Source organism: Thalassobaculum sp., from assembly GCF_965223715.1.
Lineage (GTDB): Bacteria > Pseudomonadota > Alphaproteobacteria > Thalassobaculales > Thalassobaculaceae > Thalassobaculum.
This window is the reverse complement of the sequence record NZ_OZ245012.1, coordinates 3141822-3167306: the sequence shown is the minus strand read 5'-3', so window position 1 is coordinate 3167306 and position 25485 is coordinate 3141822. Positions and strand designations below refer to the sequence as shown.

20 protein-coding genes are annotated in these 25485 nt (G+C 69.2%); 11 read left to right on the top strand and 9 right to left on the bottom strand.

Annotated elements, in window-relative coordinates; all coding sequences use genetic code 11:
• Positions 1-152: 152 nt before the first annotated feature.
• A complete protein-coding gene (locus tag ACOQOP_RS14570) occupies positions 153-2150 on the top strand; it encodes a HAMP domain-containing methyl-accepting chemotaxis protein (protein WP_420562531.1) in 1998 nt (665 codons plus the stop codon).
• A gap of 207 nt (positions 2151-2357) precedes the next feature.
• Positions 2358-4361: a methyl-accepting chemotaxis protein gene (locus tag ACOQOP_RS14565; RefSeq protein ID WP_420562530.1), complete on the top strand. Its 2004-nt coding sequence runs from the start codon at positions 2358-2360 to the stop codon at positions 4359-4361.
• Positions 4362-4458: 97 nt separating this feature from the next.
• Here ACOQOP_RS14565 and ACOQOP_RS14560 read toward each other — a convergent pair whose 3' ends face one another.
• Positions 4459-5496 (bottom strand): asparaginase, encoded by a 1038-nt coding sequence (locus ACOQOP_RS14560; protein WP_420562529.1) that lies wholly within the window; start codon positions 5494-5496, stop codon positions 4459-4461.
• A 355-nt stretch (positions 5497-5851) separates the two neighbouring features.
• A complete protein-coding gene (locus ACOQOP_RS14555) occupies positions 5852-6004 on the bottom strand; it encodes a hypothetical protein (protein WP_420562528.1) in 153 nt (50 codons plus the stop codon).
• Positions 6005-6362: 358 nt separating this feature from the next.
• Between ACOQOP_RS14555 and ACOQOP_RS14550 the strand changes: the two genes are divergently transcribed.
• Both ACOQOP_RS14550 and ACOQOP_RS14545 read left to right on the top strand, forming a co-directional pair.
• Complete coding sequence (locus tag ACOQOP_RS14550; protein ID WP_420562527.1) at positions 6363-7601, top strand: CaiB/BaiF CoA transferase family protein; 1239 nt, start codon at positions 6363-6365, stop codon at positions 7599-7601.
• The gene (locus ACOQOP_RS14545; protein WP_420562526.1) at positions 7598-8410 is read left to right on the top strand and encodes an enoyl-CoA hydratase/isomerase family protein; all 813 of its coding nucleotides are present in this window, start codon (positions 7598-7600) and stop codon (positions 8408-8410) included. Before ACOQOP_RS14550 ends, ACOQOP_RS14545 begins: the two co-directional genes overlap by 4 nt.
• Before the next feature lie 152 nt (positions 8411-8562).
• Here ACOQOP_RS14545 and ACOQOP_RS14540 read toward each other — a convergent pair whose 3' ends face one another.
• From ACOQOP_RS14540 to ACOQOP_RS14525, 4 genes are all read right to left on the bottom strand, one after another.
• The gene (locus ACOQOP_RS14540; protein ID WP_420562525.1) at positions 8563-9159 is read right to left on the bottom strand and encodes a DUF2889 domain-containing protein; all 597 of its coding nucleotides are present in this window, start codon (positions 9157-9159) and stop codon (positions 8563-8565) included.
• A 73-nt stretch (positions 9160-9232) separates the two neighbouring features.
• The gene (locus ACOQOP_RS14535) at positions 9233-10540 is read right to left on the bottom strand and encodes an HlyC/CorC family transporter (protein ID WP_420562524.1); all 1308 of its coding nucleotides are present in this window, start codon (positions 10538-10540) and stop codon (positions 9233-9235) included.
• Positions 10541-10549: 9 nt separating this feature from the next.
• Positions 10550-11692: a 3-dehydroquinate synthase gene (gene aroB, locus ACOQOP_RS14530; protein WP_420562523.1), complete on the bottom strand. Its 1143-nt coding sequence runs from the start codon at positions 11690-11692 to the stop codon at positions 10550-10552.
• Positions 11693-11715: 23 nt separating this feature from the next.
• The gene (locus tag ACOQOP_RS14525; protein WP_420562522.1) at positions 11716-12336 is read right to left on the bottom strand and encodes a shikimate kinase; all 621 of its coding nucleotides are present in this window, start codon (positions 12334-12336) and stop codon (positions 11716-11718) included.
• A 317-nt stretch (positions 12337-12653) separates the two neighbouring features.
• Here ACOQOP_RS14525 and ACOQOP_RS14520 point away from each other — a divergent pair, with 317 nt between their 5' ends.
• From ACOQOP_RS14520 to ACOQOP_RS14510, 3 genes are all read left to right on the top strand, one after another.
• Complete coding sequence (locus ACOQOP_RS14520; RefSeq protein WP_420562521.1) at positions 12654-14558, top strand: hypothetical protein; 1905 nt, start codon at positions 12654-12656, stop codon at positions 14556-14558.
• A 1-nt stretch (position 14559) separates the two neighbouring features.
• Positions 14560-15477, top strand: a complete 918-nt coding sequence (xerD, locus tag ACOQOP_RS14515) for a site-specific tyrosine recombinase XerD (RefSeq protein WP_420562520.1) — start codon at positions 14560-14562, stop codon at positions 15475-15477.
• Between the two features lie 77 nt (positions 15478-15554).
• Positions 15555-16505, top strand: a complete 951-nt coding sequence (locus ACOQOP_RS14510) for an acetyl-CoA carboxylase carboxyltransferase subunit alpha (RefSeq protein WP_420562519.1) — start codon at positions 15555-15557, stop codon at positions 16503-16505.
• A 200-nt stretch (positions 16506-16705) separates the two neighbouring features.
• On the opposite strand, the gene ACOQOP_RS14505 is transcribed toward ACOQOP_RS14510, so the two are convergent.
• Together ACOQOP_RS14505 and ACOQOP_RS14500 are read right to left on the bottom strand one after the other, a co-directional pair.
• Entirely contained in the window at positions 16706-17296 is a 591-nt protein-coding gene (locus ACOQOP_RS14505; protein ID WP_420562518.1) for a DJ-1/PfpI family protein, read from the bottom strand.
• On the bottom strand, positions 17296-18315 hold the full coding sequence (locus tag ACOQOP_RS14500) for a GlxA family transcriptional regulator (protein ID WP_420562517.1): 1020 nt from the start codon (positions 18313-18315) through the stop codon (positions 17296-17298). The genes ACOQOP_RS14505 and ACOQOP_RS14500 overlap by 1 nt, the downstream gene beginning before the upstream one ends.
• Before the next feature lie 137 nt (positions 18316-18452).
• Between ACOQOP_RS14500 and ACOQOP_RS14495 the strand changes: the two genes are divergently transcribed.
• Positions 18453-18980, top strand: coding sequence for a hypothetical protein (locus tag ACOQOP_RS14495; RefSeq protein ID WP_420562516.1), 528 nt, complete (start codon positions 18453-18455; stop codon positions 18978-18980).
• 166 nt (positions 18981-19146) lie between these two features.
• Here ACOQOP_RS14495 and ACOQOP_RS14490 read toward each other — a convergent pair whose 3' ends face one another.
• Positions 19147-21192, bottom strand: coding sequence for a molybdopterin-containing oxidoreductase family protein (locus ACOQOP_RS14490; RefSeq protein ID WP_420562515.1), 2046 nt, complete (start codon positions 21190-21192; stop codon positions 19147-19149).
• Positions 21193-21421: 229 nt separating this feature from the next.
• Here ACOQOP_RS14490 and ACOQOP_RS14485 point away from each other — a divergent pair, with 229 nt between their 5' ends.
• The 3 genes from ACOQOP_RS14485 to ACOQOP_RS14475 all read left to right on the top strand — a co-directional run bounded on the left by ACOQOP_RS14485 (position 21422) and on the right by ACOQOP_RS14475 (position 25324).
• Positions 21422-22171: a TVP38/TMEM64 family protein gene (locus ACOQOP_RS14485; protein ID WP_420562514.1), complete on the top strand. Its 750-nt coding sequence runs from the start codon at positions 21422-21424 to the stop codon at positions 22169-22171.
• A gap of 341 nt (positions 22172-22512) precedes the next feature.
• The gene (locus tag ACOQOP_RS14480) at positions 22513-23940 is read left to right on the top strand and encodes a dihydrolipoyl dehydrogenase family protein (protein WP_420562513.1); all 1428 of its coding nucleotides are present in this window, start codon (positions 22513-22515) and stop codon (positions 23938-23940) included.
• 19 nt (positions 23941-23959) lie between these two features.
• Entirely contained in the window at positions 23960-25324 is a 1365-nt protein-coding gene (locus ACOQOP_RS14475; protein ID WP_420562512.1) for a sensor histidine kinase, read from the top strand.
• The last annotated feature ends 161 nt before the right edge of the window (positions 25325-25485 follow it).

Here is a 25485-nt window from a genome sequence, read left to right as displayed (position 1 = left end):
GCGAAGCCAGGTGCCGCGCCGGCCCTGGTCTGGAAATCAGGACCATTTGATATCTATTTATGATGTAAAAATCTAAAAGCGATTCAATATTCGTTAACGGGGCATCGCCCATACTCCGCATCCTAATTTTACTTCTGCGTGGGGATGCTGACGTGAAGCGCCTTTCAAACTTGAAGATCAGTGCCCGCCTCTTCGGCGGGTTTGGCATTGTCCTCGGCCTGATGGTGCTGCTCGCCGCCACCGTCAGCACCAACCTGATGGGCACCAGCCAGGACGTCGTCGACTATCGGCGCACGGCCGTGAACACCAACCAGATCGGCCGCATCCAGGCCAACGTGCTCGCCACCCGGCTGGGGGTGAAAGACTTCGTGAAGACCGGATCCGACGCCTCGATCCGGGCAGTGCAGGAACGCCATGCCGCCACGATGGCCCTGTTCGACGAAGCCGCGCAGACGATCAAGAACCCGGAGCGCCGGGAGGCCCTGGCCCAGATGCGGGCCCAGATGGAGGAGTACGGCCAGACCTTCAAGAAGGTCACCGACCTCCAAGCGAACCGCAACGAGCTCGTCGCCATCCTGAACACGGTCGGTCCGGCCGCGACGGCCTCGCTCGAGGCGACGGTCGAGACGGTCTCCGGCAACGGCAAGCCGGCGCAGATCGCGGCCCTGGCCATCGCCATGAAGGACCTTCTGGCGATGCGGCTCGATGCCAACAAGTTCCTGCTTGAGAACCGGCCCGAGGATCTGGAATCCGCCATCGCCTATGAACTGGACGGCAAGAAGAATGCCGAGCTGCTCCGCGGCGTGGTGGACGACGCGGTCGTCGACACGATGGTCCGCCAGTTGACGGCGTATGAGGATGCGTTGCGGGCCGTCGGCAAGGTGATCCAGGAGCGGAACGCCCTGATCACCGGAACGCTGGACCGTATCGGCCCGCAGATCGCCGAAGAAATCGAGGCGATGAAGCTCGACTACAAGTCGGTTCAGGACACCCTCGGCCCGCAGATGCAGGCGGATACCGAAAACTCGGTCGTCGTGTCGATCGGCGTCGCCACGGTGGCGGTGATCGTCGGGATCATCGCCGCCCTGCTGATCACCCGCAGCATCACCGCGCCGGTGAGCGGTCTCACCGCGGCCATGGGCCGGCTGTCCGATGGCGACACGGGCACGCAGATCCCGTCCACCGAGCAGAAGGACGAGATCGGCCTGATGGCCCGCGCGGTCCAGGTCTTCAAGGACAACATGATCCGGGCCCGCGAGTTGGAGGAGCAGGAGAAGAAGCAGCAGGCCGAGCGCAACCGCCGGGCGGAGGCGATGGAGGCGGCGGTCAACAGCTTCCAGTCCCAGATCGCCGAGCGCCTGGAGGCCCTGCGCGGGGTCTCCGACGAGCTCGGCCGCTCGGCCGACACGCTCACCGGCGTGGCGAACGAGACCAAGGAGCAGAGCACCGGTGCGGCGGCCGCCTCGGATCAGACCGCGGCGAATGTCCAGAGCGTCTCGGCGGCGGCCGAGGAGATGGACTCGTCCTTCGGCGAGATCGTCTCCCAGGTCAGCCGGGCCAGCACGTCGGTGGAGAACACCTCGGGTCGGGCCCGCCAGACCCTGACCTCCATCGAGGACCTGCAGGAGCAGTCGGAGGGCATCGCCCAGGTGCTGGAACTGATCACGGGCATCGCCGAACAGACCAACCTGCTCGCCCTGAACGCCACCATCGAGGCCGCCCGGGCGGGGGATGCCGGCAAGGGCTTCGCGGTCGTCGCCTCCGAAGTGAAGTCGCTGGCGACTCAGACCGGCAAGGCCACCGAGGAGATCGCCGAGAAGATCCGGCGGGTCCAGGAAGCCTGCGGCACCTCGGTGTCGGCGGTGCGCGAGATAGTCTCCAGCATCGAGGAGGTCAACGAGATCTCCGCGGCGATCTCCGCGGCGGTGGAGCAGCAGAAGGCGGCCACCTCCGAGATCACCCGCAACATGCAGGAGGCGGCGAAGGGTACCGAGCAGCTCTCCTCCAACATTGCCCGGGTGAACGAGGCCTCCGACCGGACATCCTCCACCGTCGGTGGCGTCACCACCGCGGCCCGGCGGACGGAAGCCGAGGCGGTCGCCATGAAGGACGCGATCGACGGGTTCATTCAGCGGGTCAAGGCGGCCTGAGGACAGGCCCCGTCAGCCCCGCGACGATTGCCCCCGGCGCTCACAAGGTGAGGGTCGGGGGCGGTCTTTGTGCGGTGCGAAATAAAGTGTCAAGATCTTCCATAGAAAGCGCGGAAAATATGACCCTTTTTTCCTTCAGGAAAATTTAATTTTTCTATTACAACGTAGGGCAGTGGAGGAAACGAAAAACAAATAGGGTGTTGTGAAATGTCAGCCCATTCGTACCTGTCGAACTTCAGGATCGGCACCAGGCTCGCAGCGGGCTTTGGCATCATCATCGTGCTGTTGCTCGTCCTGGCCGCCCAGGCTGGATACAGCCTGTGGCAGTCCCGCGAGGGCGTCTCCGCCTACCGCGCCATCGCCACGAACACCAACCTGATCGCCCGGATCCAGGCGACCATCCTGACCAGCCAGATCAGCGCCAAGGCGTTCGAGAGCAGCGGGTCGGCCAGTGCCGCCGCCCTGGTGGAGATGCGCCTCGCCGACGTCCAGGCCCTGCTCGACGAGGCCGAGGCCTCGATCACCGATCCGGCGCAGGTGGCCCTGCTGAACCAGCTTCAGGAGAACATTACAACCTATGGGCAGACCTTCGCCCAGGTCTCGGCCCTGCATGACGAGCGCAAGAAGGTGGTCGCCACCCTGAACGAGACCGGCCAGCGGTTCACCTCGCTGATCAAGGAGATGGTCGAGGATGCCAAAGGCTGGGGCGACGTCGCGGCGATGGGCGACCTGGCCTATGCGCTGGAGGGCGCGCTCGAGGTCCGCTTCGCCTCACAGCGCTTCCTGGTGACCAACGATCCCGAGGCCATCGGCTATGTCCGCAAGTTCCTCGGCAACGCCCTGGAGATCGTCACCGAGCTGGTCGATGCCGGCGATTTCCGGGCGATCACCGTGCAGGAGGACCTGACCGCCTTCGGCGAGACCTTTGATTCCATCGTCCAGATGACGGTGAGGCGCAATCAGATGATCTCCGACCAGCTCAACGTGCTGGGCGACCAGTCCGCGACGCTGATCGAGGACATGGAGAACAAGTACCTGGAGCTGCAGAACGACCTGGGCTCCGACATGCACTCCACCGCCGAGATCTCCCTGATCATCGCCGGTTCGGTCGCGCTCGCAGCCCTGCTGATTGGCATCCTGTCGGCCACCCTGATGGCCCGCAGCATCACCGGCCCGGTCGGCTCGCTGACCGAGAGCATGGGGCATCTGGCCGAGGGCGAGCTGCAGACGGAGGTGCCGTCGACCGAGGCCCAAGACGAGATCGGCCAGATGGCCCGGGCGGTCCAGGTCTTCAAGGACAACATGATCCGCACCAAGGAGCTGGAGGCCGAACAGGCCAAGCTCGACCAGCGCCGCCAGGAACGCGCCTCGGCCCTGGAGGAGGCGATCTCCGAGTTCCAGACCAGCATCGGCGAGCGGCTGGAGAAGCTGCGCGGCGTGTCGGAGGAGCTGGGCGGATCGGCCGAGACCCTGCGCACCGTCGCCGGCGAGACCAAGGACCGCAGCTCCGAGGTCGCGTCGATTTCCGAGCAGACCTCGACCAACGTGCAGAGCGTGTCGGCGGCGGCCGAGGAGATGGATTCCTCCTTCGGCGAGATCGTCGGCCAGGTGACCCGGTCCAGCGACACGGTCCGCAACACCTCCGACAAGGCGCGGGTGACCCTGACCTCCATGGAGGATCTGGCCGCCCAGTCCGAGGCCATCGCCCAGGTGGTGGAGCTGATCACCAGCATCTCCGAGCAGACCAACCTGCTGGCGCTGAACGCCACGATCGAGGCGGCCCGGGCGGGCGAGGCCGGCAAGGGTTTCGCCGTCGTCGCGTCGGAGGTGAAGAGCCTGGCGACCCAGACCGGCAAGGCGACCGAGGAGATCGCGGAGAAGATCCAGCGGGTGCAGCAGGCCTGCGGCACCTCGGTGGCGGCGGTGCGCGAGATCGTGTCCAGCATCGAAATGGTGGACGAGATCTCCGCGGCGATCTCCGCGGCGGTGGAGCAGCAGAAGGCGGCGACGGCCGAGATCACCCGCAACATGCAGGAGGCCGCCCGCGGCACCGAGCAGCTCTCGGCCAATATCGGCGGGGTGAACGAGGCGACGGACCGGACCGTGGCGACCGTCGGCAACGTCACCGACGCCGCCGGCCGTACGACCGTGGTGTCCGGCGAGCTGCGCGACGTGGTCGACCGCTTCGTCGGACGGGTTCAGGCCGCCTGACGCATCCGGTTGCGGTGCGGCCGGTTGCGGTGGGGCCAGTTGCGGTGGGGGATGGGCGGCGCTCCGGGCAACCGGGGCGCCGCTTTCTTTTGGCGCCTCAGTTGGCGGCGGCCCACACCCGGTCCATGGCGTCCTGGTCGAGCCCGCCCATCAGCATCGCGGTCAGCAGCAGCCGGGCCTTGAGCGGCGGCAGCCGGCCGGCCGAGCGCACGCCCCGGCGCAGCAGGTCCATCTCCGACCCCTCGCGCTCGTAGGTCTTGGCCAGCAGGTAGCCCGCCTGCATCCGCCCGGCCATCACCACCGGCAAGCGCGGGATCAGCCCGTCCAGATGCGGGGTGAGCCAGGACGGGGTGTGCCCGCCGCCCATCGCCCCCAGGACGATGCCGCCATAGCCGAAACAGTCCGGATCGGCTGCCATCGCCGCCAGCAGGGCGCCGCTCTCGCCGAGCGCCATGGTCAGCATCGCGACCGAGGGCAGGGGCGGTTCGACCGAGGTGAGCGTGAGGTCGCCGAGGGCGGCGTCGAGCGCCGCCTTGTGGTCGCGCACCGGCCGGCCGGTCAGGCGCACCCGGTCCTCCACCACCACGCCCAACGGCCCGGCCTCGGGGCTGGCGAAGGCGTCGATCCGGCTGGTGTTGGTCTTGGCGACATCGACCGCCGCGTGGATGCTGTCGAGCATCACCACCATGACGCCGAGGTCGCGGGCGTCGCGCCGAACGGTCGGGTCGGTCACCACCTGCATGGCGGCATAGACGTTGCCGGGTCCGTCATGGGAGATCGACAGCGGATTGCGCATGGCCCCGGTGACGACCACCGGCACGTCCACCCGCAGGGCCAGGTCCAGCAGGAAGGCGGATTCCTCCATCGTGTCGGTGCCCTGGGTGACGATGGCGCCCTCGACCCCGTCGGCCACCGCCGCCTCGATGGCGCGGGCGACCTCCAGCACGTTGTCCACCGACAGATCGGAGCTGCCGATGGTGCTGACCGTGCGCGCCTCGATCCGGGCCAGCGCGTCGATGCCGGGCGCCGCGGCGACGAGCTGTTCCGCCGTGAGCCCCGGTCGCACGCCGGCCTCGCCCTTGACCATCGAAATCGTCCCGCCGAGCGCGAATACCGCGATCCGAGGCTTCGCCATGTCGTCCCTCCGTGTCTGGTTGGCGCGACCATGCGCGGACGGCGGGGCGTTGTCGAGATGGGAAGACCGCCCGCTGATGCCTACCCCCCACCTCCGACCGTTCTCTGAGCAGGAGCCCGCAGGGGGAGGTGCCGAAGGTCTGGCGCCCCTCTGGGTCCCGGCCCGTCCCCGGATCAGGTCCGGGGACGCCCGGGATGACGGTGAAAGTTGGATTGCAGTGATACCGTCATCTCGGCGAGCTCCGGGCTTGACCCGGAGGTCGGCCGGGACCCAACGGAGATTGAATAGTCGGGAACTTCGGCCGGCCGTTTGGCACCTCGCCTTGCGGGCTCCTGCTCACGGCGAGATCAGAGGCCTAATTCAGGAACTCCGTCACGAAGGCCGCCATAGTCGGGAACTCCGCATCCGCGACCGCCAGCTCCGCCCCGAAGCCGGTGTCGCCGAGCGCCTTCCGGTGGCCGCTCCCAACCGGGGCGTGCGGGTGGCGGGCCTGTCGAACGATGAGCATGGGGAAATCCTGGCCCTGGCGGGGGAGGTGGCGGGCGTTCGCGCTGTGATGGCGCGTCACATCGACGGCTCGACGGCGGAGATCTTCAAGGCGCTGGGGAGCGGGAAACCGGGCTGACCCTCACTCTCCCTCTCTCCCACTCCCCGGATTTATTCCGGGGCGAGGCGTCAACCCGCGCGTCGGAGGACGCTTTCAAGCTCCGACAGATCCCCAGCCTCACCCGGAATAAATCCGGGGAGTGAGTGAACTGTGAGCGTTGAGAGAGAGCTTCCCACCGCGCTCCCCACCTTGACCCCCGCGCTCGCGCATGGGGAAATGCCGTTAATCAAGAACACCACGTAAGAACCGGGAGGATCGAATGGCGAACCGGGGGTTCGGCCCGCTCCAGGGCATGACGGTGATCGAGCTCTGCCATCACATGGCCGGGCCCACCTGCGGGCTGATGCTCGCCGATATGGGCGCCGACGTCATCAAGGTGGAGAAGATCAAGGGCGGCGACGACACGCGGCGCAACCTGCCGCCGGAGATCAACGGCGAGGCAGCCGCCTTCATGATGATGAACCGCAACAAGCGCGGCGTCGTCATCGACCTGAAGACCGAGGAGGGGGCCGAGATCCTGCGCAAGCTGGTCGCCAAGGCCGACGTGCTGACCGAGAATTTCCGTCCCGGCGTGCTGGAACGGCTCGGCCTCGGCTACGAGGACCTGAAGGCGATCAATCCGGGCCTGATCTACGCCTCCATCTCCGGCTTCGGGCGTACCGGCCCCTATGCCAAGCGCGGCGGCTTCGACTTGGTCGCCCAGGGCATGAGCGGGCTGATGAGCATCACCGGCGAGCGGCCGGACGGCCCGCCGGTCAAGGTCGGCGCCCCGGTCTGCGACATCACCGCCGGCCTGCTGCTGGCGCTCGGCGTCTGTGCAGCCTATTCGCACCGGCTGAAGACCGGGCAGGGGCAGCGGCTCGACACCTCGCTGATGGAGGCGGGGATCACCCATACCTACTGGCAGTCGGCCATCGCCTTCGCCACCGGGGTGGCGCCGCGCGCCATGGGCTCGGCCCATCCGCTGAACGCGCCCTATCAGGCGGTTAAGACCGCCGACGGCTATATCAACATCGCCGCCAATACCGGGGCGTTTTGGACCGGCATGCTGGACATGATCGGCGCCCCGCAGCTCGCCGACGACCCGCGCTTCCGCACCAACGGCGACCGCATGGCCAACCTGAAGGATCTCGAGGCCGAGCTGAACGCCCGGTTCGAGACGAAGACGAGCGACGCCTGGCTCGCCGAGTTCGAGGCGCGCGGCATCCCGGCCGGCCCGATCTTCGACGTGCTGGAGATGCACCAGGACCCGCAGACCATCGCCCGCGAGATGGTGCCGACCACCGACCACCCGGTCGCCGGCAAGGTCCAGACCATCGGCCTGCCGATCAAGTTCGAGACCACGCCGGGCAAGGTCGCCACGCCGTCGCCGCTGTTCGGCCAGCACACGGCCGGGGTGCTCGAGGAACTGGGCTATGGCGAGACCGAGATCGCCGCCCTGGCCGAGAAGGGCGCGGTCCTGCTCGGTACATTGCCCAACAAGGAGGCTGCCGAATGAGTGAAGTCAAAGGGACGAGCGAGCTGAGCGGGACCGAGGATGTGCTCGTCCATGTGGAGGACCGGATCGCCACGGTGACGATCAACCGGGCATCCAAGCACAACGCCATGAACCTCGAGGTGTTCGGCGCACTCGGCAAGGTCTTCACCGCCCTGGATGCGGATGAGGAGCTGCGCTGCGTGGTGATCCGCGGCGCCGGCGGCAAGGCGTTCTCCGCCGGCGCGGACATCTCCGAGTTCGAGAGTGTGCGCAAGGACAAGAAGGCGGCGATCGAGTACGCGAAGACCTCCAACCCCTCGGGCCATGCCGTGGTCTCCTGCCGGCACCCGACCATCGCCCTGATCGAGGGGCTCTGCGTCGGCGGCGGCTTCGGGCTGGCGGCCCTCTGCGACCTGCGGATCTGCGGTGAGAGCAGCCGGTTCGGCGTGCCGGTGAAGCGGCTCGGCCTGGTGGAATCGCCGGAGGAGCTGGAATTCCAGGTGAAGAAATACGGCGCCACCGCCATGCTGGAGATCCTGTTGGTCGGCGACCTGCTGAACGCGGAGAAGGCCTATCACTACGGCATCGTGAACAAGGTGGTGCCGGATTCCGAGGTGGAGGCCGCGGCGTATGAGTGGGCGGCGAAGATCGCCGAGGGCGCACCGCTGACCGCGCGCTGGCACAAGAAATTCGTCTACCGCCTCACCGACCCCTCCCCGCTGAGCGATGCGGAGATCGACGAGGGCTACGACGCCTTCGACACCGAGGACTTCCAGCGCGGGTACAAGGCTTTCCTGGCGAAGGAGAAGCCGAGTTTCGTGGGGCGGTAAGGCGTTTTTCCTGTCCCAATATTCACTCCCCGGCCTTGTGCCGGGGCAAGCGTGGGGACAGGGGCGGGCGTCGGAATGGACATCCCGACCGTCGGTCAGTTTGACGGGATTGCCCCGGCACAAGGCCGGGGAGTGCGCGTAATGTGGAGGCGCTACTCCCCCGCCTCCGCCTTGGGCCGGTACCATTCCGGCCACATCTTCTCCACCACCGGCCCTGTATCCGAGAACGCGTGGCAGGTGTTGAGCAGGCGCGGGGGCTTGCCGCTGGCGGCCGTCTTCTTCGGTGCCTCGCCCCGGGCCTCGGCCTCGCGCTGCATGCGGGACTTCTCGCCGAAGATCGTCTGATAGGCCACCGTCGCCAGCGGGCCGAGCAGCTCGACCAGATGGGTGCAGCCCTCCACGCCGCCGAGCCGCTCGCGCACCTGCTTGCGCCAGCCGGCACCGATGGACAGGCCTTCCAGCCGCTTGAAGTTCGGCGTGATCGACGGGCAGATCGGGAACGGGCTCGCGTCGGTCGAGGCCTCGGCCCCGTGCACCGTCATGTCCGCATCGATGGTCAGGCGCAGCCACATGTCGTGGATCGCCTGGCCCGGCTCCACGGTGCCGCGGAACTCGTTGGGGAAGGCGTAGCTCTTGGTATCGACCAAATGGCCTTCGATGTCCCACATCCCGTCGCTGCGCCGCCAGCCCTTGCAGACGATGGTGCGGTCGTGGACGGGTTCACGCTCTACGGGAGGGCTCAGCGGCATGGGTATCTCTCGTGGCAGCGGCAGGGTGGGGCAGGGTGAGGCAGGGCGGCGGCGCCGTCGGGCGCCTGGGCGCTCAGTCGCCGCCCGGCTCGGTGATCGGGGTCATGCGCAACAGGGTCATCTGGTTGCGATGGCGCCGCAGGATCCGGAAGCGGAAGCCGTGGAAGGAGAATTCCTGCCCGACCTCCGGAATCTTACGGGCTTCATATAGCACGAGCCCGGCGATGGTGGAGGCCTCTTCGTCCGGCAGGTTCCACTCGAACTCCCGGTTCAGGTCGCGCAGGGTGACCGATCCCTCCACCACATAGGAGCCGTCCGGCTGCGGCCGCACGCCGGAGACGGCCACGTCGTGCTCGTCCAGGATGTCGCCGACAATCTCCTCCAGGATGTCCTCCAGGGTCACCACGCCCATGAAGCTGCCGTACTCGTCGACCACCACGGCGAAATGCTCGCGCCGCTCGCGGAACGCCTGGAGCTGGTCGAGCAGGGTGGTGGTGTCCGGGATGAACCAGGGCTCGGCGGCGATGGCCATCACGTCGAAGGCCTCCGGCGTGATCCCCTTGGCGGCGCGGATCGCGCGCAGCAGCGCCTTGACGTGCAGCACGCCGACGATGTTGTCCTGTTCCTCGCGGTACAGCGGCAGGCGGGTGAACGGGCTCTCCAGCACCTGGCTCAGCAGCTCGTCGATCGGCGCGTCGGCGTCGATCATCCGCACCGAGCCCCGGTGGGTCATGATCTCCTCGACCTCCACATCGGCCAGGTCGAGGATGGAGCGCAGCATGGCCCGCTCGTGGTCGACCTCCTGGCCGCCATCGGCGTGCATCTCGATCAGGCCGCGCAGTTCCTCCTCGCGCTCGTCATGGCCGAGGCCGGCGGCGACCGAGACGCCGAACAGCTTGAGCGTGCCGCCGACGATCACCCGTGTCGCCCAGGTGAAGGGGGTGAGGATCCAGACCAGGGCACGCACCAGGGGGGCGACGAACAGCGCCATCTTGTCCGGGTTGTTGATGGCGTAGGTCTTCGGCAGCACCTCGGCGAAGATCACGACCAGCACGGTCATGACCACCGTGGCGATGGCAACGCCGCTCTCGCCGACCAGAGCGATCATGGCGCTGGTGGCGAGTGCCGAGGCCAGGATGTTGGCGATGTTGTTGCCGATCAGGATGGCGCCGATCAGGCTGTCGCTCTTGTCCTTCAGGTCGACCACGGTGGCCGCCCGGGTGCTGCCCTTGCGGGCGAGCTGGCTCAGCCGCGCCTTGCTGGCGGCGGTGAGCGCTGTCTCGGAGCCGGAGAAGAAACCCGACATCAGGATCAGCAGCGCGATCACCCCGAGGGTGATGGCGGTTCCCATGTCGATATCGAAAGTCGACGGCAGGTCCATGGGTCAGGCTCAGGCCGCCTTCGGCCGGGTCAGGAGGGCGCGGGCCTGCGCCGGGTCGATGTCGTCGCGCACCCGGGCCTCGCCGAGCGCGTCCAGCAGCACGAAGACGATGCGTCCGTCGCGCGCCTTCTTGTCCTTGGTCATATGGGCCAGCAGGTCGTCGGCCGTCCAGCCCCGCGTCGGATCGAGCTGGTCCAGCTCGGTGCGCAGGCCGACCGCCGAGAGATGCCGGGTCAGCCGCTCGGCATCCTGGCCGGTGCATGCGCCGATCTGAACGGAGAGACGCGCCGCCAGCACCATGCCGACGGCCACCGCCTCGCCATGCAGCAGCGAGCCGTCATAGCCGGCCATGGCTTCCAGGGCATGGCCGAAAGTGTGGCCGAGATTGAGCAGGGCGCGCCGGCCGCCGGCCTGTTCGCGCTCGTCGCCGGCCACCACCTCCGCCTTGGCCCGGCAGGAGGCGACGATGGCCCGGCGGCGGGCATCCGGGTCGCCGTCGATCACCGCCTTGCCGTGCTGCTCCAGCCATTCGAAGAAGCCGCAGTCGCCGAGCGCGCCGTATTTCGCCACCTCGGCATAGCCGGCCAGCAGTTCGCGCGGCGGCAGGGTGTCGAGCACGGTGGTGTCGATCAGCACCCGGCGCGGCTGGTGGAAGGCGCCGACCAGGTTCTTGCCGTGGCGGGTGTTGATGCCGGTCTTGCCGCCGACCGAGCTGTCCACCTGGGCCAGCAGGGTGGTCGGGATCTGGATGAAGTCGAGGCCGCGCAGCAGGCTCGCCGCCACGAAGCCGGCGAGGTCGCCGACCACGCCGCCGCCGAAGGCGACGATCAGCGTGCGCCGGTCGATGCCCAGCGCCAGGGCGCGCTCGCACAGGTCCTGATACTGGACGAAGGTCTTGCCGGACTCGCCCGCCGGGGTGGTCAGCGTGTCGACCCGCCGGGCGGCGGAGCGCTGGAGGGCGGCTTGCAGGGCGCTCAGATGCGGCCCGGTCAGGCCCTCATCGGCGATCACCACGAGTTGGCGGTCGTCGATCAGGTCGGCCAGTTCCCGGTCAGCCGCCGCGATCAGGCCGGCCCCGACCCGGATCTCGTACCGCCGGTCCGCGAGATCGACCGTGACGGTCTCGATGTCGCTCGGTGCGGTGCTGTTCATGTGTCGTCCGTCATTGCTGGGCGTCATTGAGGGGGCGCGGCCTCGCGCGCCAGGTGGTCGAGCACGGCGTGATAGACCTTATCGACCGTCTCCTCAATCGGCACCCGAAAGGTTTCCACCACGAGATCGGCCTCGGCATAGACCGGATAGCGCTTCTGCATCAGCTCGCGCAGGGTCGCCTTCGGGTCGGCGGTCTTCAGCAGCGGCCGGTTGGAGCGCTTGGACACCCGCTCGAACAGGGTCTCGAAATCGGCCTTGAGCCAGAGCGAGGTGGCCTCGGCCTTGATCAGGGCGCGGGTGTCGTCGGCCATGAAGGCACCGCCGCCGGTGGCGAGCACCCGGGGGCCGCCGCTCTCGATCAGCCGGCGGATCACCCGCCGTTCGCCGTTGCGGAACTCCTCCTCGCCGAACGCCTCGAAGATCTCCGGGATGGTCCGTCCGGCCGCCTTCTCGATCTCGGTGTCGGCATCGGCGAAGGCGACGCCGAAGCGGCTGGCCAGGCGCTTGCCGATGCTGCTCTTGCCCGCCCCCATCAGGCCGACCAGCACCAGGGGCTGGGTGAGCAGGACCGCCGGGGTGGTTTCCGAGACGGTTTCCGACTGCGATTCGGTCAATGACGCCTGTGTGGTCGGACGAGCCGCCATGATCAATGTCCCGGACATGGCCGGATCCCGTGGGTTCGTTTGCGCGTGCCGTGCGCCACCGGTTAAAGTGCCACCGTCGCGCCTTAGTTAGGACCGTAGCATATGCGTCGCGACACCCGCCAGCCGACTGACGGCGCGCCTTCCCGCGCCCGGCCGGGCGGGAGACGTTTGTATCGACTCCGGCGACCGGGCCTTGGCCATGCGTTTTACTCTGTTCGTGTTCTTCCTGCTTATTCTGATCCTCGCCGGAGGCGCGGTGTTCCTGCTGACATGGGACATCCCCGCGCCCACCGCGTCGGTCGAGAAGGTGATACCGAATGATCGGTTCCCGCGTTAGCGCGCTGTCCGCAGCTCTCGGTCGGGCCGGCTTCGCCCTGCTGGCCTGCGCCTGCCTCGGAACCCTTGCCCCGTCCGCCGCCCAGGCGCAGATCGGGGCGCCGATCCAGATCGGACCGCCGCCGCAGACGGACGCGACGACCACCGACCCGTCGCTCCGGGACAGCCAGCAGGCGCCCGTCTTCGGCCAGCCCCCCGTGTTCAGCCAGCCCCCCGCCGACACCCAGCCGGTGGTGCCGACCTTCCAGCAGGCGCCGGCCGCCCCGCAGACCCGAACGACGGTGGACGGCTCGATCACCATCGACCCGCTGGCCCGACTGACGCTGGATGCCGTGGGCACGCTGACCCCGGCCACCGGAGGCCTGCCGTCGGATTACTGGAACGGGACGCCCGGCGAGATCGCCCTGCGGCTGGTGTCGCTGCTGCCTGCCGCCCCGGATAGCCGGGTCCTGCGGGATCTGGCGCGGCGCGCGCTGCTGACCGCCGGTCCCGCCCCCCGGGACCTGACTCCGGAAGGGGCGCTCCTGCTGGTGCGGGCCGAGCGGCTGCTGGCCATGGGGGCGATCGACGATCTGGCGGCGCTGGCCGACCGGCTGCCGGGCGACCGGGTTTCACCCGAGTTGACCCGGCCGCTGACCGAGGCGGCCTTCGCGCGCGGCGAGGACGAGCGCGCTTGCCAGCTCTACGGCCAGCTCACCGAGACGGCGACGGATACGTTCTGGATCAAGGTGGCGGCGGTCTGCGATGCCCTGGCGGGACGCGACGCCAAGGTCGATTTCAGCGCCCGGCTGCTGTCGGAACTGGGTGACGAGGACGAGCTGTTCGCCGCCCTGGTCCAGGCCGCCACGACCGGGCAGACCGGCTCGCCCTTCCGCATGGGCGGGGCGGGGCCGGTGCATCTGGCGCTGGCCCGGATCTCGGGGCTGAAGATCGAGCCGGACGTCTCCGAGATCGAGTCCCTGCCGGTCCTGGTGGCCCTCGCCCGCGGCGCCGGAAACGTGTCCTTCGCGCAGCGTCTGGAGGCGGCGGAGAAGGCGGAGCGGGCGGGTGCCCTCGCCGCCCGGGAGGTCACCGATCTTTATGACGAGGTGTCGGTCTCGACCGGCTCGGTGGATGCGGTGATCGCCGCCGCCGAGGCCGATCCCGGCCCGCTGAGCCGGGCGATCCTGTGGCGGGTCACCGAGACCCAGACCGCGCCGGATGCCCGGGCCCAGGCGATCGCCAAGGCGATGGCCATGGCCGAGGACGACGAGACCTGGCGCCAGACCGTGCGGCTCTTCGCGCCGTTCCTGGTGGCGCTGGACCCGGGCGTGGATGTGGATTGGTTCGCCGAAGACGCGGTGCGTGGCCTGATGGCGGCCGACCAGTTCCGCGCCGCCCGCCCCTGGCTGGAGCGCCTGCGACGGGTGGAAGGTACCGGCACCGGCGAGGCGTCGAGCGCCTGGCTGCGGCTCTGGGCCACCGTGCGGCTGGCCGGCGGCGATCCGGCGGTGTCCTTCGACGACGCCTCCGTGGCGCGCTGGTGGGAGCATTTGCGCTCCATCGATCCGCAGCAGGCCACCCTGCGCGGCTCCGCTGCCCTGGCGCTGATGGCCGCGCTCGGCGATCCGGTGGGCAGCGATGCCTGGCGCGGGCTGGTCTCGGCGCCGAGCGTCGATATCCGCGGCGTGCCGGAGACCGCCTTCGCCTTCGCGATCCGGGCCGCCGCCGACAGCCGCCGGCTGGGCGAGACGGTGATGCTCTGCGTCGCCGCCCCGGGCGAGACGCCCCTGGGCGAGATCGCCATCCCGGCCCTGGCCGACATGGTGCGCGCCCTGGTCGCCGTCGGCCTGGAGCCGGAGGCCCGGCGTCTGGCCACCGAAGCCGCCCTGGCCCACGGGCTCTGACATGCCCGAGGCGGCGCCGGCATTGGACTTCACCGTCGAGGCGTTCCTGGAGATGCTGGTCGCCGAGCGCGGGGTGTCGCGGAACACGCTCGACGCCTATCGCCGCGACCTGGCGGATGCCGGGGGCTGGCTGAGCGGGCGCCGGCGGTCGCTCCCGACGGCGGACAGCGACGACCTGCGGGGCTATCTCGACGGGCTGGAGCGTGCCGGCATGGCGCCGCGCACCGCCGCCCGACGGCTTTCGGCCCTGCGCCAGTATTACCGGTTCCTGTACAGCGACGGCCACCGCACCGACGATCCGACCACGGTGCTGGACGCCCCGCGCCAGGGCCGCCCGCTGCCCAAGATCCTGTCGGAGACCGAGGTCGATGCCCTGCTCGACGCCGCCCGCGGTCTGGATGGGCCGGAGGGGCTGCGGCTGGTCTGCCTGCTGGAGATCCTCTACGCCACCGGCCTGCGGGTCTCGGAGCTGGTCGGACTGCCCTTCGCGGCGGTGGCGCGCGACCCCCGTGTGCTGCTGGTGCGCGGCAAGGGCGACAAGGAACGCATGGTGCCGCTGACCGATGCGGCCATGGCGGCGATCGCCGACTACAAGGCGGTGCGCGGCGTGTTCATTGCCGGGAAGTCCTCGCCCTTCCTGTTCCCCTCGCGCTCGGCCGAGGGGCACCTGACCCGCCGGCGCTTCGGCCAGTTGCTGGACGAGGTGGCCCTGGAGGCCGGGATCGACCGCAAGCGCGTCTCGCCCCACGTCCTGCGCCACGCCTTCGCCACCCATCTGCTGGATCACGGCGCCGACCTTCGTAGCGTGCAGCAGATGCTGGGCCACGCCGACATTTCCACAACGCAGATCTATACCCATGTACTGACCGAACGCCTTCGGGCCCTGGTCGAGACACATCATCCCCTTGCCCAGCGCTGACGCCCCCTCCGGCCGCGCTTGAGGGGGACGGGCGGCATCGGTATGGTGCGCCGCCGCAAACGGAGTAGATTTCCCGCATGCATCAGTTCCTCGATTTCGAAAAACCGATTGCCGACCTGGAAGGCAAGATCGAAGAGCTCCGCCACCTGTCGAGCGACGGCGACCTGAACATCGCCGAGGAGGTCTCCAAGCTGGAGGCCAAGGTCGAGCGCCAGCTCCGCGCCACCTATCAGAAGCTGTCGCCCTGGCAGAAGGTGCAGGTCGCGCGTCATCCCGGCCGCCCGCACGCCCAGGCGGCGATCGACCATCTGATCGACGAATACGTGCCGCTGGCCGGCGACCGGTCGTTCTCCGACGATCCCGCCATCGTCGGCGGCGTCGGCCGGTTCAAGGGCCGGTCGGTCGTCGTGATCGGCACCGAGAAGGGGGCGACCACCGAGGAGCGGGTGCGCCGCAATTTCGGCATGGCCCGGCCGGAAGGCTACCGCAAGGCGCGCCGGCTGATGGAATTCGCCGACCGGTTCAAGATGCCGATCCTGACCTTCGTCGACACCGCTGGTGCCTATCCCGGCGTCGATGCCGAGGCGCGCGGCCAGGCCGAGGCGATCGCCCGGGCGATCGAGACCTGCCTCGCCGTGCGGGTGCCGCTGGTGGCCACCATCCTGGGCGAGGGCGGCTCCGGCGGTGCGGTGGCCCTGGCCGCCGGCAACCGGGTGCTGATGCTGGAGCACGCGATCTATTCGGTGATCTCGCCGGAGGGCTGCGCGTCCATTCTGTGGCGCTCGGCCGAGCACGCCAAGGACGCCGCCGAGGCGCTGAAGATGACGGCGCAGGATCTGGAAAAGCTGGGGGTGATCGACGGCATCGTGAAGGAGCCGCTGGGCGGCGCCCACCGCGAGCCCGCCCCGGCTCTGGACGCGCTCGGGGCGGCGATCGACCGGAACCTGAGCGAACTGGTCGGCCGCGACGGCGGCGAGCTGCGGGCCGAACGGCGGGACAAGTTTCTGGCCATCGGGGCAGCGGAGTAGGGGCTGCCGCTTGGCGGCTGATGCTATGGAGGCTTGGTCCTGACTTTCGTCAGGACGACGGGGGAAGAGGCCACAAAATAACAGCCGTCGTCCTGACGAAAGTCAGGACCAAGCCACTGACGTCGTACCACCCACCGGTCACGGCCGACCTCCGGATCAAGTCCGGAGCCCGCCGGGATGACGTCGAAAATCTATGGGCGCTACACCGCGCCCTGGTGGGGCGGGGCGGGGTCGTATTCCATGTTGCGCTGGACCTGACGGGCGAAGGCCGGCTCCCAGATCTCGCCGATCAGCCACAGCGCCATGTCGATCCCGGCCGACACGCCGGCCGAACTCACCACATTGCCGTCGCGCACGTAGCGCACGTCGTCCAGCACCGCGCCCGCCTCGCCGCGGCCGCGCACCAGGTCGACCGCCCGCCAGTGGGTGGTGATCCGCCTGCCCCTGGCCGGCCCGGCCGCCGCCAGCAGCATCGAGCCGGTGCACACCGACGTCACCCAGGTGCAGTCCGCCGCCGTCCGGTCGATCCAGGCGAGCAGCTCCGGGTTGTTCACCTCGCGCCGGGTCCCCTGGCCGCCCGGCACCACCAGCACGTCCAGCTTGGGACAGTTGGCCATGGTGTGGTCCGGCACCACCCGCAGGCCCTTCGCGCAGCGCACCGGCGCGTCGCTCGGGCCGATGGTGACGCAGTCGATCTCCGGCTTCAGGTGTCCGGCCATGGTCCAGACCTCCCAGGGGCCGACCATGTCCAGCTCTTCCAGGTCGTCGAACATCAGGAAACCGACGCGCATCACATTCTCCTTTCCGAAACGGATCTGCTCTCCAAGGGGGCTGCCGCCCCGCCGAACTGACGCCGGTATTCGGCCGGCGAGACGCCGAAGGCGCGCTGGAAGCTGCGGCGCATGCGCTCGGCATTCATGAAGCCGGTCTGCAGCGCCACCTGCTCCACCGCCACGCCGGGCCGCTCCAGCCTGCGCCGGGCGGCGTCCAGGCGGGCGCGCTCGACGAAGGCGGCCGGGGTCTCGCCGACCGCCTCGCGGAAGCGGCGGGCGAAGGTGCGCGGGGACATGCCGACGCGGGCCGCCAGATCCTCCACCGAGAGCCGGTCGTCTAGATGATCGAACATCCAGGCCTGCAGCGCGGCGAGCCGGTCGTTGGCGGCCGACTGCAGGGCGAGTTCGCTGCTGTACTGGCGCTGGCCGCCGCTGCGCTGCATGGCCATGACCTTGGAGCGGGCGATGCGCAGGGCCTCCTCGCGGCCGAGGTCGCGGGCGATCATGGCCAGCGTCAGGTCCATACCGGCGGTCACCCCGGCCGAACTCCAGAACCGTCCGTCCTCCACGTAGATCCGGTCCGGCTCGACCCGCAGGGACGGATGGCGGGCGGCCAGCGTGTCGGCGTGCTGCCAGTGGGTGGTGACGGTCCGCCCGTCCAGCAACCCGGTGCGGGCCAGCAGGAAGGCGCCGGTGCAGACCGTGGCGACCCGGCGGGCGGCCTCGGCGGTGGCGAGGATCCAGTCGCGCAGGGGGCCGGTCACCGGCATCTGCCGCGAGCCCGGCCCGCCGGCGACGATGAGCGTGTCGATGCGGGCCGGGTCCAGGCTGGCCAGGGTCTCGTGCGCTTCCAGCACCAGCCCGGCCTCCGTCGTCACCCGCAGCCCCTCCGGTGCGACCAGCACGACCCGGTAGGCCCGGCCGGGCGAGCCCGGCGCGGTGGCCGAGGCGAACAGTTCGAACGGCCCGGTCACGTCCAGCAGCTGGCAGCCGGGCACGGCGAGGATGGCGATGCAGGGGATGGTGTCGAGTGTCATGGCGCCAGGGTGCGGGGAGGCCGTCCTGTCCGCAATGTCAAACACCCCTCGGATTCCGCCAAAACGGCGCTCGGGGAGGGAAACCGGTCCCCGCCTTCCATAGGTCCGCCGGTGATCCCTTGCGAGAGGAGGCGGGCATGACCCTGGGATGCGGCGGATGGGGAGAGGAGCGGTGGGCGCTGGCCGGGCCCGAATGGTTCGACGACCTGCGCCGCTACTGGGACGACCAGCGGGCCGGGTCTGACTTGCCCGATGCGGACGAGCTGTTCCTGGCGGACCTGTGCGAGATCATGCCGAGCCTGCTGCTGGCCTATCTCGATCCGCTGCGCGGGTCGTTCCGGATCGAGTATGCCGGCTCGATCACCCGCACGCTGCTGGGCGGCGAGCTGCTGGGGGCCTACCCGGAATGGGCCGAGCCGGGGACGGTGCTGTCCTGGATCGGAGCCGGTTATGCCGGGGCCGGGCGGCTGACCCCGCCGGGGATCGTGCAGATGCGCCACCAGGACCTGATGGCAGCCCACCTGCCCTACCGCAACGCCGGCGGCAAGGTGGGCCTGATCCTGACGGCGCTGGCCCAGCGGCCGCCAGAGGTGGCGAACCGCCAGAGCGCCACCGTGCTGCCGTTCCGGGCGCGGAGAAGCGGAAAGGGGCGGGGGACGAAATGAAGACGCCGCTTTCCTCTCTCGTCATCGTCATCCCGGCGTTCTCCGGGGCTTGACCCGGAGGACGGCCGGGACCCAGGGGCTGCTTGCTGGGTCCCGGGCCGCTCCCGGATCGGGTCCGGGATCGCCCGGGATGACGCAATGGAAGAGTGAGGACCGGTTGCGTCCCCTAAACCCGCGCCACCTCCACCCGTGCGTCGTTGAAGCACGCCCCCTCGCAGAGATCCGCCTTGTGGGTCGGCAGGAGGGCGTTGACCGTCAGGCCGGTGTCGCTGGTGCGCATCCAGGTGCCCTTGTCGGAATACACCGTCCCCGGCCGCACCGCGTCGGTGAGCACCGCCCGCAGCACCGTCTCGCCGAGGTCGTTGTGGACCCGCACCAGGTCGCCCTCCTCGATCCCGCGGGAGGCCGCGTCCGCTGGGTTGATCTCCAGCGGCTGTACCCCGTCGCTCGCCGCATGGCCGCCGAAGGTGGCGTTGGTGCGGTGCGCGGAGGAGGGGGTGATCAGGGCGAGCGGATAGGCGCTCTCCACCGGCCGATAGGCCGGCACGCGGAAGCCACGGGCCTGCGCCATCCAGTCCGACGCGAGCTCCGCCTTGCCCGATGCGGTCTTCGGGAAGACCGTGGCGAAGGGCACGATCTCCTTGGCCCCGTCCGCGGTCATGTTCAGCGCCCGGTCCAGCGGAAGCTGGCTCGGCCGCAGCCCGCCCAGGCGCGGATCGGTGCCGTCCACCGCCTCGTCCATCAGCTCGGCATCGGTGGCGGCGAAGCACGGATCGGTGTAGCCGAACCGGGCCGCCAGCCGACGGAAGATCTCCGTGTTCGGCAGCGCTTCACCCACCGGCGCGATCACCGGCTCGGCCCGCTGCAGGTAGGTCTGGCCATAGGCGGGGAAGAGATCGGCATGCTCGAAATGGCTGCAGGCCGGCAGGATCACGTCGCAGTAGCGCATGCTGTCGGTCATCTGCACCTCGCAGCCGACGACGAAGACGTCCTCGCGGCTGAAGGCGTTCATGACCAGCTTCTGGTCCGGGAACACGGCAACGGGGTTGTGGTTGTAGACGAACACCGCCGCGACCTTGGGGTCCAGGTCGTTGCGCAGCATGTTGGCCGGCACGTCCATGATGTTCATGCGCCGGGTCCCCTCGGGGATCAGGTCGGTGCGCTGGAGCTTCGCCACGGTCTTCGGCACGGCCGCGCCGACCTTGGCGATCACGCCGCCGCCGCGCACGCCCCACTTGCCGCAGAGCACCGGCAGGGCGACCACCGCCCGTACGGAATTGCCGCCGTTCTGGTTGCGCTCCATGCCGTTGCCCATGCCGATCAGCGCCGGGCTGGCCTCGGCATACCAGGAGGCCAGGGTGCGGATCTGCTCCTCGGGCACGCCGCAGACCTCGGCTGCTTTCTCGACCGTCCATTCCCGCGCGGCGGCCATGTACTCGTCCGCCCCTGAGGCCCAGCGATCGATGAACGCCTGGTCGAAGGCGCCGATCCGCTCCAGCTCGGCGGCGAGCGCGAAGGCCAGGACCACGTCGGTGCCGGGCCGGATCGCCACATGCATGTCGGCCTGCTCCGCCGCCTTGATCCGCTTGGGATCGACAACGACGATCTTGGCGCCCGACGCCTTCGCCCGGTTGATCGTGCGGATGAAGTGCAGGTTGGAGACGGTGACGTTGTTCGACCACACGATGATAAGCTCGGCGCCGATGCCTTGCTCCGGCGGGGTGCCGGGCATCGCCCCGTAGATCGACACGAAGGCCTCGCCCTTCACGCCGCCGCACATCGGCCCGCGGTCGAGCAGGGTGGCGCCCATCTTGTGGAAGAAGCGGAAATCCATCGACCCGCCGGCCAGCATCCCATGCGGCCCGGCATAGGCCAGCGGCACGACGGATTGCGGACCATGCGCTTCGATCGCCCTGGTCAGGCCGGCATGGACCAGGTCCAGCGCCTCGTCCCAGGTGATGCGCTCGAAGGCGTTCTCGCCGCGCCTGCCGACCCGCTTCATCGGATAGGTCAGCCGGCCCTCGCCATGGACGAAGTGCGGGTAGTAGCGCGAGACCTTGTTGCAGACCACGCCCTCGGTGAGCGGGTTGGCGGTAGAGCCGCGCACGCCGGTGACCCGGCCGGCCTCGACCGTGACGTCGAGGCTGCAGGTATCCGGGCAGTCGAGCGGGCAGACACTCGGTTTTGTGATCGAAGCTTGGCCGTCGGGCATGGAATGCCTCCATTGTCTTGTTGGCAGCGATCCTGCGCCCGGTTTGGCCCTGCCGGTAGCGCCATTCGGCCTGGTTTCGTGGTGCCATGGCAGCGGGGTTGGACCATGCACACGAAACGCTCACGTCCTGTTGACTGGCGCCGGCGCGGGCAGGGGGCATCTTGGCCGGCGAGGGTGCGTCCCCCATCATGGAGTCATGCCGCGCCGAGAAGGCGCGAACGGAGGTCACGTGCACCAGAGCGATGTGAGGCAGGAGCAGGGTACCAAGCGGGCCGGCTGGGCGCGAAGGATGGTGCCGGTCGGCGTGCTGCTCTGCGGCCTTGTCGCCTTCTTCGCCTTCGACCTCGACCGGTTCGTGTCGTTCCAGGCGCTGTCGGACAACCGCGATCTGCTGCAGGACTGGGTGGCGGCGAACCCGCTGCTCGCCCGGCTCGGCTATGCGGCCGCCTATGCGCTGTCTATCGCCTTCTCCCTGCCGGTCGGCCTGGTGCTGACGGTCAGCGGCGGGCTGGTCTTCGGGCTGGTGGAAGGCACAGTGATCACGGTGCTGGCCGCCACGTTCGGCGCGCTCGCCGTCTTCCTCGCCGCCCGAACGGCGATCGGCGACAGCCTGCGGGCCAAGGCGGGGCCGTTCGTGGCGCGGTTGGAGGAGGGGTTCCAGGAGAACGCGCTCAGCTACCTGCTGGTGCTGCGGCTCGTGCCGCTCTTTCCGTTCTGGCTGATCAACATCGTCCCGGCGCTGCTCGGCGTGTCCACCCGGGTGTTCCTCATCGGCACCCTGGTCGGGATCATCCCCGGAACCTTCGTCTTCGTGTCGGTGGGCAATGGCCTGGATACGGTCCTCGCCCGCGGTGAGGTGCCGGGGCCCGGCATCTTCCTGGAGCCCGGGGTGCTGATCCCGATCGCCGGCCTGGCGCTGCTCGCTCTGGTGCCGGTGCTCTACAAGCGCCTGCGCCGCGGCGAGACCTCCTCGGCGTGATCCGGTGAAGATTCCTTCTCCATTCCCCGGATTCATTCCGGGGCCTACCTCTGGACAGGCACGGGCGTCAGCCGATGTCGTTCAGGCCGCGGTGCGTTCCCCATCGTGGGCCCCGGACTAAATCCGGGGAGTGAGATGAGATGAAGGTGGGGGTGCGCTCGGAATCGGTCTTATGAGCTCCAACCTCTTACACTCCCCGGATTTATTCCGGGGCGAGCGCTTGGAGCTGGGCGGGCGGTGTGCATTGTGGTTCCTGAGCCTGGAAGCGGCCGCAGGCCTTGCCCCGGCACAAGGCCGGGGAGTGACGAAAGGGAAACTGGTTTGATCGCAGGAGCCGGCGCATGAGCGAGACCATCCAGGCGGATATCTGCGTCATCGGCGCCGGAGCGGGCGGATTGTCGGTGGCGGCCGGCGCCTCGCAGATGGGGGCGCGCGTCGTCCTGTTCGAGAAAGGTGCCATGGGCGGCGACTGCCTGAATGTCGGCTGCGTGCCGTCGAAGGCACTGCTCGCCGCCGGACACGCCGCCCATTCCGCACCCCACGCCGCCCGCTACGGCGTCGACGTGGACGTCAAGGCGGTCGACTGGGCGCGGGTGCGCGACCATGTGCAGGGGGTGATCGCCGAGATCGCGCCGATGGACTCAGTCGAGCGCTATACCGGTTTCGGCGTCCGGGTGGTCCAGGCCGAGGCGCGCTTCGCCGGCCCGCGCACCGTCGAGGGCGGCGGCCTCCGGGTCGAGGCGAAGTTCGTGGTGATCGCCACCGGCTCGACCCCGGCCGTACCGCCGATCCCCGGGCTGGACGGTGTCCCGTTCCTCACCAACGAGACGGTGTTCGACCTGGAGGAGCGCCCGCGCCGGCTGCTGATCCTGGGCGGCGGGCCGATCGGCTGCGAGCTTGCCCAGGCCCATGCCCGGCTGGGCTGCGAGGTGGTGCTCGTCGAGGCGAAATCCCTGCTGGGGAACGAGGATGCCGAGGCCTCCGAGGTGGTGCGCCTGTCCCTGCGGCGCGACGGGGTGGAGATCCACGAAGGGGCCGCCGCCGTGCATGCCGGCCCGTCCGGCGAGGCGGGCGTCGAGCTGCTGTTGAGCGGCGAGGCGGGCGAGACCGTTCTGAAGGGCAGCCACCTGCTGGTGGCGGTCGGCCGTCGGGTCGGGTTCGAGGGACTGGACCTGGGCCGGGCCGGGATCGAGACCGACGAGCGCGGGCGCCTGAAGCTGGACCGCCGCCTGCGCACCACGAACCGCCGCGTCTTCGCCGTCGGCGATGCGGCGGGCGGCGCCCAGTTCACCCATCTGGCCGGCTTCCATGCCGGCATCGTCATCCGCAACGCGCTGTTCCGGCTGCCGGCGGAATCCGACCCGGTGCTGCCGCGGGTGACCTATACCTCCCCGGAACTGGCCAGCGTCGGCGCCGATGAGGCGGCGCTGCGCGAGCGTGGCGAGGCCTTCGAGGTGCTGCGCTGGCCCTTCGCCGAGAACGACCGCGCGATCGCCGAGCGCGACGTGGCCGGCTTCACCAAACTTTACGTCTCGCCAAAGGGTCGTATTCTGGGGGCCGTCGTGGTCGGCACGGGGGCCGGAGAGATCGTCTCGCTATACACCCTGGCGATTGCCAAGAAGCTGAAGGTGGCCGACATCGCCGGCCTCGTCGTGCCGTATCCGACGCGGGCCGAGGTGGCGAAGCGGGCGGCCGGAAGCTGGTATGTCCCCAAGCTGTTCTCCGCGCGCACCCGGCGTATCGTGCGTTTCCTGATGCGCTTCGCCTGAGCTTCCGGCGGAACGGACGATGCGGTCGCTTTCCTTTCGCGTCCTGTGCCTGACCATCTTCTTCGTGATGGTCTCCGAGGTGCTGATCTACACCCCGTCGATCGCGCGGTTCCGGCTGACCTACCTGACCGAGAAGCTGGACAAGGCCCATCTGGCCGCGCTGACCATCGACGGGTCGCCCGACCGGGTCATCAGCCAGGAACTGACCTTCGAGCTGCTGGACCATGTGGGCGCCTACGAGATCGTGGTGCAGGGACCGGACGGCGACACCAAGTCGCTGAGCCGTCCGATGTTCCCGTCGGGTGAGGTCCATGTCTCGCTGACCGACCCGATGCCGATGGGCCTGGTGTTCGACGCGTTCGAGGCGCTGTTCCAGACCGGCAACCGGATCCTGCGGGTCACCGGCCCGGCACCGATGGATTCCGCGAGCGAGGTCAGCATCACCATCGACGAGTATCCGCTGCGCCGGGTGATGTACGACTACTCCTGGCGCATCCTGACCCTGTCGGTGCTGATCTCGGTCTTCACCGCCGCCCTGGTCTTCGTCAGCCTGCGCTGGCTGCTGGTGCGGCCGCTGGAGCGGATCACCGAGAGCCTGGTGGCCTTCCGCAAGCGGCCGGAGGACCGCAGCACGGACCTGGACGACCGGGGCCGGCGCGACGAGATCGGCGTGGCCCTGCGCGAACTCGGCCTGATGAAGGAGGAGATGCGCGCGGCCCTGCGCCAGCGCACCCGGCTCGCCGCCCTGGGTACGGCGGTCAGCAAGATCAGCCACGACCTGCGCAACATGCTGTCCACGGCCACCCTGATCTCCGACCGGCTGGCGCTCAGCCAGGATCCGGACGTCCAGAAGGTGACGCCCACCCTGGTGAAGGCGATCGACCGGGCGGTGGCCCTGTGCTCCACGACCCTCAACTTCACCCGCGAGACGCCGCCACTGACCCTGGCACCGGTCCGTCTCGCCGATCTCGTCGGCGAGCTGCGGGCGGAGCTGGCCGAGTTGCAGGACAAGGAGGCCAGGGTCCTGTTCAACCAGCAGGGCGACGTGGTCATTCAGGCCGACCGGGACCAGATGTACCGGGTGCTCGCCAATATCGCCTCCAACGCGGTCAATGCCGGTGCCGACACCTTGCAGGTCAGCGCCTGGGAGGAGGGCGGCCGGCTGCTGGTCGATATCGCCGATAACGGCCCCGGCATCCCGGAGGAGGGACGTGGCCGGCTGTTCCAGCCGTTCCAGTTCTCCACCCGGCGCGACGGCACCGGCCTCGGCCTCACCATTGCCCGGGACCTGGTCCAGGCCCATGGCGGCACGCTGACCCTGCAACGCACGGGCTCCGACGGATCCACGTTCCGCATGAACCTGCCCGCGCGCGGCGCTGGCTGAGCGGATCGGCCGCGTGGTGGAAGGGCGGGGCGCCGCGCGCAGATTTTGCTTTGCCGCGGTTCGTTTATGCGGTGTAGCCTTTGCCCGAATCGGGCGGATTTGGCGTGGCGTCTCGCCGACGGTCGCGGGCCGGACGGCATGGGAAAGTGCGTCGAACAGAA

Coding starts and splice junctions, on each gene's coding strand:
- ACOQOP_RS14495 (WP_420562516.1), top strand. CDS start 18,453: ATGACCCTGGGATGCGGCGGATGGGGAGAGGAGCGGTGGGCGCTGGCC.
- ACOQOP_RS14555 (WP_420562528.1), bottom strand. CDS start 6,004: ATGCTCATCGTTCGACAGGCCCGCCACCCGCACGCCCCGGTTGGGAGC.
- ACOQOP_RS14545 (WP_420562526.1), top strand. CDS start 7,598: ATGAGTGAAGTCAAAGGGACGAGCGAGCTGAGCGGGACCGAGGATGTG.
- ACOQOP_RS14520 (WP_420562521.1), top strand. CDS start 12,654: ATGATCGGTTCCCGCGTTAGCGCGCTGTCCGCAGCTCTCGGTCGGGCC.
- ACOQOP_RS14510 (WP_420562519.1), top strand. CDS start 15,555: ATGCATCAGTTCCTCGATTTCGAAAAACCGATTGCCGACCTGGAAGGC.
- aroB (WP_420562523.1), bottom strand. CDS start 11,692: ATGAACAGCACCGCACCGAGCGACATCGAGACCGTCACGGTCGATCTC.
- ACOQOP_RS14475 (WP_420562512.1), top strand. CDS start 23,960: ATGCGGTCGCTTTCCTTTCGCGTCCTGTGCCTGACCATCTTCTTCGTG.
- ACOQOP_RS14500 (WP_420562517.1), bottom strand. CDS start 18,315: ATGACACTCGACACCATCCCCTGCATCGCCATCCTCGCCGTGCCCGGC.
- ACOQOP_RS14480 (WP_420562513.1), top strand. CDS start 22,513: ATGAGCGAGACCATCCAGGCGGATATCTGCGTCATCGGCGCCGGAGCG.
- xerD (WP_420562520.1), top strand. CDS start 14,560: ATGCCCGAGGCGGCGCCGGCATTGGACTTCACCGTCGAGGCGTTCCTG.
- ACOQOP_RS14560 (WP_420562529.1), bottom strand. CDS start 5,496: ATGGCGAAGCCTCGGATCGCGGTATTCGCGCTCGGCGGGACGATTTCG.
- ACOQOP_RS14565 (WP_420562530.1), top strand. CDS start 2,358: ATGTCAGCCCATTCGTACCTGTCGAACTTCAGGATCGGCACCAGGCTC.
- ACOQOP_RS14490 (WP_420562515.1), bottom strand. CDS start 21,192: ATGCCCGACGGCCAAGCTTCGATCACAAAACCGAGTGTCTGCCCGCTC.
- ACOQOP_RS14535 (WP_420562524.1), bottom strand. CDS start 10,540: ATGGACCTGCCGTCGACTTTCGATATCGACATGGGAACCGCCATCACC.
- ACOQOP_RS14540 (WP_420562525.1), bottom strand. CDS start 9,159: ATGCCGCTGAGCCCTCCCGTAGAGCGTGAACCCGTCCACGACCGCACC.
- ACOQOP_RS14525 (WP_420562522.1), bottom strand. CDS start 12,336: ATGGCGGCTCGTCCGACCACACAGGCGTCATTGACCGAATCGCAGTCG.
- ACOQOP_RS14550 (WP_420562527.1), top strand. CDS start 6,363: ATGGCGAACCGGGGGTTCGGCCCGCTCCAGGGCATGACGGTGATCGAG.
- ACOQOP_RS14505 (WP_420562518.1), bottom strand. CDS start 17,296: ATGCGCGTCGGTTTCCTGATGTTCGACGACCTGGAAGAGCTGGACATG.